Below are 9,095 nucleotides of genomic sequence, written 5' to 3' on the forward strand. Positions count from 1 at the left end.
TATCCATCCCAAGTCGTTGCCGCAGTCGCTGACGATCATCGGCGGCGGCGTGATCGGCTGCGAGTTCGCCTGCCTGTACGCCGAACTGGGCACCAAGGTCAGCGTCGTGGAAATGCTGCCGCACCTGTTGCCGTTCGAAGATATCGATACATCCAAGACGATCGAGCGCGAACTGAAGAAGCATGGCGCCGAGATCTTCACCGGCGAGAAAGTGCTCGCGGTCGACACCGGCGGCGGCGGGACCGTTTGCCAGCTGGAATCAGGCAAGACGATCAGCGCGGAAAAAGTGCTGGTTTCGGTGGGCCGGACGTTCAATACCGAGGATATCAACCTCGACAAGATCGGCGTCGAGCTGAACAAAAACCGCTCGATCAAGGTCAACGACAAGATGGAGACCTCGGTCAAAGGGATTTACGCCATCGGTGATTGCGCCGGCAAGTACCTGCTGGCGTACACGGCTTCGCACGAGGGCATTGTCGCGGCGACCAACGCCGTCGGCAAACCGGCCAAGGTCGACTACAAGGCGGTGCCGATTACGATTTTCACCGACCCGGAAGTCGGCTCGGTCGGGCTGTCACAGCAGAAAGCCGAAGAGAAGGGCCACAAGGTGCGGATCGGGCAATTCCTGTTCCGTGTGCTGGGCAAATCCAAGGCGGAGCGCGATCTGGCCGGACACGTCAAGGTCATCGCCGACGAGAAGACCGACAAAATCCTGGGGGTGCATATTGTCGGCGCCCACGCGACGGATTTGATTCACGAGGCGGCGGTCGCGATCCAAAACGACATGACCGCTCACGGATTGGGTGAGGTATTTCATGCCCACCCGGTATTGGCGGAGGCTGTAATGGAGGCGGTGCATGACGTCCATGGGATGTCAGTGCACACGCCGAAGAAGCTCGTCAAGTAGTACCAAATTCGACGATTATTCCGGTAACGGGCGCACGAGAGTGCGCCCGTTTTGCTTGGGCGGCCGCAAAAGCTGCGTCGAAGAACTATCTTGATTTCCAATGAGTTACAGGTTTGCACCAGAGCGCCGACCGAGAATGGCCGCGCATGAACTGCGGGGGCAATCGAATTGGGGAATGGGGATATTCACTATCCATTTTTCAACTCCTTGGTAAGTAACAAATTAGGTTCCGGGCTCCTCGTGCGCAAAATTGGCACAGGATATGCGTTCATCTTCCCCGAAGTCAGTTACTCTTAGAAACACTTTGGCGGTGAAGGGTACTGAAGAGGAGGGGATGAAGGAGCTCCTTTGTGAGGGAGGAGCTCCTTTTGATTTTCTGGGTCGTGCCGTGCACCCCGAATTGACGCACAAGTTCTTTGAGACTGTACGAACTAAAATGGTTGCTTCTCTGTTTAACGTGGGGACGAAGAGATTCGTCTCGTCATTCTACATCGGTGCATGGAACCCTCCGGCAATGATCGGCAGGGTTCCTGCGTTTTAGGGGGTTGTCTTAGCAGTATCCAGCAGATGGCCCCGGCGCAGTCCCACGATCAGCAAAACCCAGATCAGCAGCGCTGTTAGCCACGGATAGTACCACCACAAGAGCCGGGCCGAATCGGGAAACGGCAGCGGGGTCCACTTGGTCAGCGACAGCAAGATGAAAAGGAAGACGAAGTTCTGCGGCGTCAGGTACCGGCGCATGACCAGGAGGCTGGCCGGAATCAGCAGGACAAAAGAATAGGTCTTCATGCGCGGCATGATCAAAGCATAGGTTAGGGTGAAGAGCGCCAGCGAGGTCAGGAAGTCATCATGGGAATCGCCCGGTTTCTGCCGGCGCCACGCGAGCCAGCTCTGCCAAAGGATGACCGCAGCCAGCACGACATAGATGGTGCTCCCCAGCATCGTGTTTCCGGCAACGGTTCCGGTGCCGCGGAAAATGTCAATCAAGTCGCGACAAAACGCCAGCAGCGAGTGGTTATAGACCTCGCCACGCTCATCGATGCTGGTAATGATCGACCAGAATACACTGAACTCATGCGCATAGGTGAGATAATTAAGCAGCAGGTAGCCGACAAAGAGTGCGCTGCCGACCAGTGCAAATCTGAGCGCGGTGCGATCGCGCAGCAGCAGCGGCAGTGCCAGGAAGATAATGAAGGTGAGCTTAAACAGCGAAATCAGCAGGACGCAGGCCGTAAAAAGCCAGAGCCGATGCTTGAGCAGTCCATACAGCCCGAGCCACAAGACGGCCTGTTCAAAGATGCCGATGTTCCCTGCTACCAAGTCCCAATAGGCAGACGATCCGTACGCCAGTGTGGCGAAGAGCAGAATAATCGCAGGGTCTTCGTCCTTGAGGAACGCCTTGCACCAGAGGAAGACCAGCAGCGCCAGCAGGAGGACCTTGACAAAGAGCCACACCTGGTACGCCGCGGAGAAGTCAAGCCAGGTCAGCGGTTTGAAGAACCAGACAGTCAAAGGTGGGTAAACATAAGCCAGCTTGATATCGGCACGGGCGACGCCGCTCAACACAACCGGGTCCCACCAGTTGAGTGCACGGTCGTGGGCGATGGCACCGTAATAATAGGTCTTGAAGTCCCACTGCTTGGGTTCGGAGATGGAAAGCGAATAGATGCCGTACCCCCAGATTGCGGCGACGATCAGCAGCAGGAAGTAGCGCAGTGCCGGTTTGAGCGAGTTCTCCGTCATTTCCAGTCCTGAGGAATTGCAACCACGAGGGCGAACAGCGGATCGTCAGCGCCGGCATCATAGATCAGAACAAGGCTTTCGCCGCGCTGATACCACGACAGTCCTTCCCAATTGACATTCTCCCAGCCGGCTGCATCAGCCTTGCGACCGAATTGCTCGGCCCGTGAGCGCAGCGGTTCTGTAAGCGTGGTCAAGCTTTGGGCAGAGAAATCGCGCCACTGGGCCGACGCCAGCGCGCTCACGTCCAGTGGATTCCCCACCGGATTGCCATCGAGATCGTAGCGTTGCAGCCACTTGTACTGAAACCGCCGTTTCTGGCCGCTTGCAGGCTCCGGCGAGTTGGAGGAACTCAGGAGCACAATCAGGCCGTCACTGGTTCCGGCGCTGTCGCTCCAGGCAGCCCAGACCAGATCGGCAACCCGGAAGCGCTGCCCCAGCGGCGGCGGTACGCCGTCGTCCGACGCAGTGAGCGCCAGCGAGCGCGCCGGTTTGTCGACAAAACCGGCGCTGCCGTTGGGCGGAATCGTATCGATTACAACGATCGGATTCAACGGGCTGTTGCCGACCGTCTCGCGCAGTTGCGCCGGCAGCGATTGACGTTCCGGATAGCCGCCCTCCCACGATACGGCGATCAGACTGGCGCCGCCGGGCAGCGGCCGGACCGCGACGCCTTCGAGCCCGCGATTGCCGAGTTCAGTCAAAGTCTGATCGAATTGCGCGACGATTTCCAGTGCCGGGCTACCCGCTTTCTGTACGACAGCACCCAGCGCGTGCAGATCCTCCGACAGCAGCGCAATCCTGCCATCGGCAAGCCGGTCGATGCTCTCCAGATCGCTGAACAACTCGGCGCCGGGAATAGTGATGCGGGTCAGGCGGTCAGAGTCGATCGGAATGAACCCGCTCTTGATATCCGCTGCCGGCAACGAAAAGTACGAACCGGCAACATCGTCGCTGACGATGAACAGCGTGTCGGAATCAAAGAGAATTCCAGACGCCTCGGCCAAACGTGAGGCGACGACGGTTGTGTCGGTGTGTTGCGAGCACGCCAGCAGCGCGCAGGTGATGAGAACGCAACTCATCGCGGCCGCCGGATGCGCGAGTAATCGTAATTGCCGAAACCGTTTGGGCATGGTTGTTGCCTAATTAGCGGGAACGACGGTATTGCGCAAGGATTTCTTGTCTTGATTTGAATCGAGCCGACAGCGAATATTGCGCGCATGATCGATCAACCCCAAATCTTAAGGCCGCGGCGCGGCCGCCTGATCTTGCTCTGGACGTTGGCCACGGTCATTACCCTGGCTTCGGTTGCCTATCAGCGCGTGACCGGCCCGACCTACCCGGTGCGCGGTGAAGTGATTATCGACGGCGCTACAGCCAAGTACCGTCTGCCGACATCGCAGGTTACGACTGCGGATGCCGAGGTGCGCCTGGCCGTGCCGATGACCGTCAGCGGTGAGATGCGCTGGCGGCGGGTCAACAGCGACGACCCATGGCACATGCGGCCGCTGGTCCGCAACGGCAACGACTTGCTGGCCATGATCCCACGACAACCGGCAGCAGGCAAGGTCGCTTACTACATCGTGCTGACCGACAGCCAAGGCTTCCGCCGCGACCTGACCGTTCACCCGGTTGTGATTCGTTTCAAAGATCCGGTGCCGGCCTTCGTGTTGTGGCCGCACATCGTCCTGATGTTCGCGGCGATGCTGGTGGGGACACGCTGCGGGATTGAGGCGCTGGCACAAGGCAACAGCGCTCTGCGGCTGGCGGTCTGGACTTCGGTGTTGCTCTTCATCGGCGGGCTAATTCTCGGACCGATTGTGCAGAAGCATGCTTTTGGGGCTTACTGGACCGGCTGGCCCTTCGGCAAAGATCTGACCGACAACAAGACGGCCGTGGCGATGATCATGTGGCTGGTGGCATTGTGGCGCGGCCGCCAGAGCGGGCGCGGGCGCCTGTGGTTTGTGGTCGCGGCGGTCGTGCACCTGCTGGTGTACCTGATTCCGCACAGCATGTTTGGATCAGAGCTCGACTACACGCAGGTGGAAGCGGGCTAAGCTCTCCGCCTTGGAATCAGTCAGCCTTCTTGTCGAGGAAATGACTGAGCACCAGACTGACCAGACTGATCACGATGCTGCCCAAGAGCGCGGGAATAAAGCCGTCGACCTTGAGGATATCCGTCATCGCCGCCGTCAACATCAGCATCAGCGCGTTGATCACCAGCGTGAGCAGTCCCAAAGTGAGAATGATGAGCGGAAACGCCAGGATCTTGACGATCGGTTTAATGATCGCGTTTACCAGTCCGAAAATCAGCGCCAGCAGGATCACCTGACCGACGGTGCCCTCGAGATGGATGCCGTTGATCCAGGAAGCCGCTGCCCACAGCGCCACCGCATTGACGATCAGACGTATCAGAATAAAGCGTATCACAAGAAATTCTCCCTGACCACTTGGTGAAGATTCAATTTACGCGCGGGCGGGCCGCGTGGGGATAAAAATCTACGGGTAGAGCTTCTTGAAATCTTCGGTCGCCTGAACCAATTCGGAAGTCATCCCCGGTTCCATTGGTGAGTGCGCGCCGTCGGGCACGATGCGCAGGTCGGAGGCGGGCAGATGCCGATGCGAGTCCCAGGCGCTGCGCACCGGGCAGATCACATCGTAGCGTCCCTGCACGATGCGGCAAGGTGTGGCGCGGATACGCGGCGTCTGCTCGAGGAGGTAGTTGTCCGACTTCATGAAGAAACTGTTGTGCGTGTAATGGCATTCGATGCGACCGATGGCGACCGCTGAATCGCCTTCCGCCATCTCGTCGATCGCCGCTTGGTCTTGAATCAGGCACATGGTCGAAGCCTCCCACTGCGACCAGTTGCGGGCGGCGGCGTGGCTGACGGACGGGTCGGCGGAAGTGAGCCGGCGGTAGTAGGCCGCGACCAAATCACCGCGTTCCGCGACCGGGATGAAGCCCTGGAAGCGCTCCCAGGCGTCAGGCCAGATTTCGGAAGCGCCATAGCGGTGCAGCCAGGCGACTTCGGAGGGGCGCCCAAGGAACACGCCGCGCAGGATCAGCCCCAGCACGCTCTCGGGATAGGTCACGGCGTAGCTCAGCGCCAGCGTGCTGCCCCAACTCCCGCCCATGACCACCCAGCGGTCGACGCCGCAATGGCGGCGCAATTTCTCCAGATCGTCGACCAGATCCCAGGTCGTATTTTCGCGCAGTTCGGCGTGCGGCGTACTCCGCCCGGCGCCGCGTTGGTCGAGCAGGATGAGGCGGTAGAATTTCGGATCGAAGAAGCGTCGATAACCGGGCAGGATGCCGACACCGGGTCCGCCGTGCAGGAAGAGTGCCGGGCGGCCGTCAGGATTGCCGACTTCCTCATAGACGACCGTATGCAGCGGGCTCACCGGCAGAGAGTCGATTTTGTACGGTTGGATTTCGGGGTACAATACGCGCACAGCTTCCTTGATCCTTTCTTCGGGAGTGACCGGCGGCAAGTTATATCGGTCAGCAGCAGCCGACAAATCGGATTTACGAAAGGGTGAAGGGGAAGTTGCGCGGAGAGTCAGTTATCCGCGGACGGACGCGGCGTTGCGGCGGGCTTCAAGTACGCGATGGATGATCTGGGAGAGGTCGAACGCACTAAACGGCTTGGTGAGACAGTCAGTGACGCCGTGGCGGTGGGCGAACTCCTCGCTGAAGCGAATGCCGTCGCTGGTCATCAGGACAATCGGCGTCCGGCGGTCGAGCGCCCTGAGTGCCAGTGCCAATTGCAAGCCGGTCGTGCCGGCCATGTTCTGATCGCTGATGATCAGATCGAATTCCGCGCCGGCGCGGATTCGCCGCAACGCGTCATCGGCCGAGTGGCAGGTCTCGGCCTGATAGCCGAGCCGCAGGAGCATCTGCTGCGCCATCCCGACGATTTCGGGCTCATCGTCGACAAAGAGAATTCGTTCGTGCGCGCGGGCCGGGTACAGTTCGTCGGCGTTCTCGCTGACGGGCGCGCTCGGCGCCAGCGGCAGCCGGATGGTGAAGGTCGTCCCGGCGCCGGGAGTGCTCTCGACCTCGATCGTGCCGCCGTGGTCAAGGATGATCTGCTTGGTGACCGACAGACCCAGTCCGGTTCCGACCCCGGCCGGTTTGGTCGTGAAGAACGGTTCAAAGATGCGCGCCAGCGTTTCGGAGTTCATGCCGCAGCCGGTATCGCGGACGCGCAGGCGGACGCAGCCGCCGGTTGAGTCGTCCGCCGCCACCGTGTCAAGCTCGAGCGTCAAAACCCCGCCGGCCTCCTTCATGGCGTAGGCAGCATTGACGCACAGGTTCATGATCATCTGATGAATCTGCACCGGGTCGGCGATCACGGCTCCCATTTGTGAATCGATTTGCGTGGAGATATGGATATTGGACGGGATCGTGGCCGCCAGCAGCTTGACGACCTCTTTGACGATATGGTGCACAAACACCGGTTTGCGTTCTTGTTCGATTTGGCGACTGAACGCGAGAATCTGTTGCACCAGTTCTTTGCCGCGACCGGCAGCTTTGATCACGTGCTGCAGATCGTCCCTGACCGGGTCCTGCTCGGGCAGCGATTGCAGCGCCAGTTCGGTATAGCCGTACAGTGGCGTCAGGATGTTGTTGAAATCATGAGCAATGCCGCCCGCCAGCGCGCCGAGCGATTCCATCTTCTGGGCGTGGCGCAACTGCGCCTCAAGCGCCCGCCGCTCTTCCTCCTCCTTGAGTTGGGAGGTGATATCCTGCACCCAGCCGATGAGTTTGATGCGACCGGAGACTTCGTCCACAAATGACTCACCACTCAACGACAGCGTCCGCACCTCGCCATTCTTCGGGGTGACGCGGTAAGTGTGAGAGAACTTGCGGGGTTCAGCCAGGGCGCGGGCCAGCACTTGCTGGAGCGGCCGCCGGTCTTCCGAGACGACGTGACGCCAGAATTCGCGGTGGGAGATGGTGGTGCGCGGCTGCAAACCGAACAGGCGATAGATGTTCAAGTCCCAGCGCATGTGACGGTCGCCGACGGTCCACTCCCAACTGCCCGCCTGGGCGATGCGCTCGGCCTCCAGCAGCAGTTTCTGGTGCGTCTGCAATTCCGCGATGATTTGCTTGCGCTCGGTGATGTCGATGAATGAGAATTGCACATTCGCCCAGGTCTCCATGTTGCCGGGCGGCAGGACAATCGAAGCGAGGGTGACAAGGTTCTTGCCGCTAACCGTGCGGGCCGGCAGTTCCCAGTGATACTCGGTATTGCCGCGAACCAACGCCAGAATCATCTGGCCGAGCACTTGCAGCGACGCCGGTGTAACGAGGTCCGGCAGACGCTCCTCGAGTTCCTGCAGGCTGGAAGCCTCGAACAACTCCAGGCCGGCGCGGTTGACATCGTTGAGCCGGCGCAGCCGCAGCAGGTGGCGCACGGCTTCCGGATCCGATACCATCAGGGCCGCGAGACTTTCGGCGGGCGTGCCGTCGCGATTCAGCAAGGCCTGGCGCATGCGACTGAAGTCGACATCCCAGAGCGCGATCGGGGAATTGTCGAAGAGGCTGCGGTAGTGGCTCTCACTGGCCGCCAACTGGTCGCGCGAACGCTTGATCGTGCGCAGGTGGGAATCCACCAGCAGCCAGACGAGGATGGCTGTCACGAAAACATAGAACCAACCCTTAAGCGTCTGCAACCAGGAGAGTTCTTTCGCCAGGGCGGCGTCGCCGATCAGGGAAACCAATGCGCGGTCGGAAAGCAAAATCCAGAGCCCGCCGACGGCCAGGTAGATACCGGCAATCCGTAGCGCGGCCAGCCTTTCCGGATGTTTCCAATTCACCACGAATGTCCCTCGTCCAAGTTGAAAGAGGCGTCCGATCTTGACGCCGACGCACGCAACACTGGCGTCGTAAACACGGGTTTGGTTTACCTTTATTATCGGCTGAAGCGGGAAGCTCTTAATCCGGCAGGCGGCGGCTGGCTGCTTCAGGCCGAAACAGCGGCCGGAGCGGTCATTTCAGGCGCGCGTGGCGCAAGGCGGTGACGACCTGCTGTTCGATGTCGTGGGCGATCGCGGGGTTAAGCCGGCGATAGGTGCCGAGGATATCGGCCAGATCGCGGCGCAGGAGCTGCAACAGGTCATTTTGCCACGGCGCCAGATCCAGGACGACGCCGCGCGCTCCGAGCACGCGGTTCTGGCGGGCGGCACCCATGTGCAGGTTGTCGAGGTGGTTGAAGATGTTGAGCTGCCAAGTGCGGGCGGCAACCTGGATGTTGCCGCAGAAGTTGGCCGGATCGCAGCCGACCTCACGCAGGTACTCGGCCTGCAGATCGCCATTCGGCAGACTGTTGAGAATGGAGGGGATAACGTTCTCCTTGAAGAAGAAGTCAGCGAGGACGTGGCGCCGATCGTGGCCGGCGGGGGCGCCAATCGAACGCAGCGGCGCGGCCGTGGTCGAGCGAAA

General features: G+C 60.3%; 8 protein-coding genes. 2 read left to right on the forward strand and 6 right to left on the reverse strand.

The window, feature by feature from the left end; translation table 11 throughout:
- Window positions 1-907 (forward strand): FAD-dependent oxidoreductase (locus IT585_09530; protein ID MCC6963479.1); only part of this gene is annotated, 907 nt, incomplete at its 5' end.
- A 537-nt stretch (window positions 908-1,444) separates the two neighbouring features.
- Here the strand turns inward: IT585_09530 and IT585_09535 are convergent.
- Window positions 1,445-2,650, reverse strand: a complete 1,206-nt coding sequence (locus tag IT585_09535; GenBank protein ID MCC6963480.1) for a DUF2029 domain-containing protein — start codon at window positions 2,648-2,650, stop codon at window positions 1,445-1,447.
- On the reverse strand, window positions 2,647-3,729 hold the full coding sequence (locus IT585_09540; GenBank protein ID MCC6963481.1) for an SdiA-regulated domain-containing protein: 1,083 nt from the start codon (window positions 3,727-3,729) through the stop codon (window positions 2,647-2,649). The genes IT585_09535 and IT585_09540 overlap by 4 nt, the downstream gene beginning before the upstream one ends.
- A 138-nt stretch (window positions 3,730-3,867) precedes the next feature.
- Between IT585_09540 and IT585_09545 the strand changes: the two genes are divergently transcribed.
- On the forward strand, window positions 3,868-4,704 hold the full coding sequence (locus IT585_09545; GenBank protein ID MCC6963482.1) for a hypothetical protein: 837 nt from the start codon (window positions 3,868-3,870) through the stop codon (window positions 4,702-4,704).
- A gap of 16 nt (window positions 4,705-4,720) precedes the next feature.
- Here IT585_09545 and IT585_09550 read toward each other — a convergent pair whose 3' ends face one another.
- From IT585_09550 to IT585_09565, 4 genes are all read right to left on the reverse strand, one after another.
- The gene (locus IT585_09550) at window positions 4,721-5,074 is read right to left on the reverse strand and encodes a phage holin family protein (GenBank protein MCC6963483.1); all 354 of its coding nucleotides are present in this window, start codon (window positions 5,072-5,074) and stop codon (window positions 4,721-4,723) included.
- Window positions 5,075-5,146: 72 nt separating this feature from the next.
- On the reverse strand, window positions 5,147-6,100 hold the full coding sequence (pip, locus tag IT585_09555; GenBank protein MCC6963484.1) for a prolyl aminopeptidase: 954 nt from the start codon (window positions 6,098-6,100) through the stop codon (window positions 5,147-5,149).
- Window positions 6,101-6,211: 111 nt separating this feature from the next.
- Window positions 6,212-8,470: a response regulator gene (locus IT585_09560; protein ID MCC6963485.1), complete on the reverse strand. Its 2,259-nt coding sequence runs from the start codon at window positions 8,468-8,470 to the stop codon at window positions 6,212-6,214.
- A 172-nt stretch (window positions 8,471-8,642) separates the two neighbouring features.
- Window positions 8,643-9,095 (reverse strand): hypothetical protein (locus IT585_09565; protein ID MCC6963486.1); only part of this gene is annotated, 453 nt, incomplete at its 5' end.

It is taken from the genome of Candidatus Zixiibacteriota bacterium, from assembly GCA_020853795.1.
Classification (GTDB): Bacteria; Zixibacteria; MSB-5A5; order CAIYYT01; family CAIYYT01; genus JADJGC01.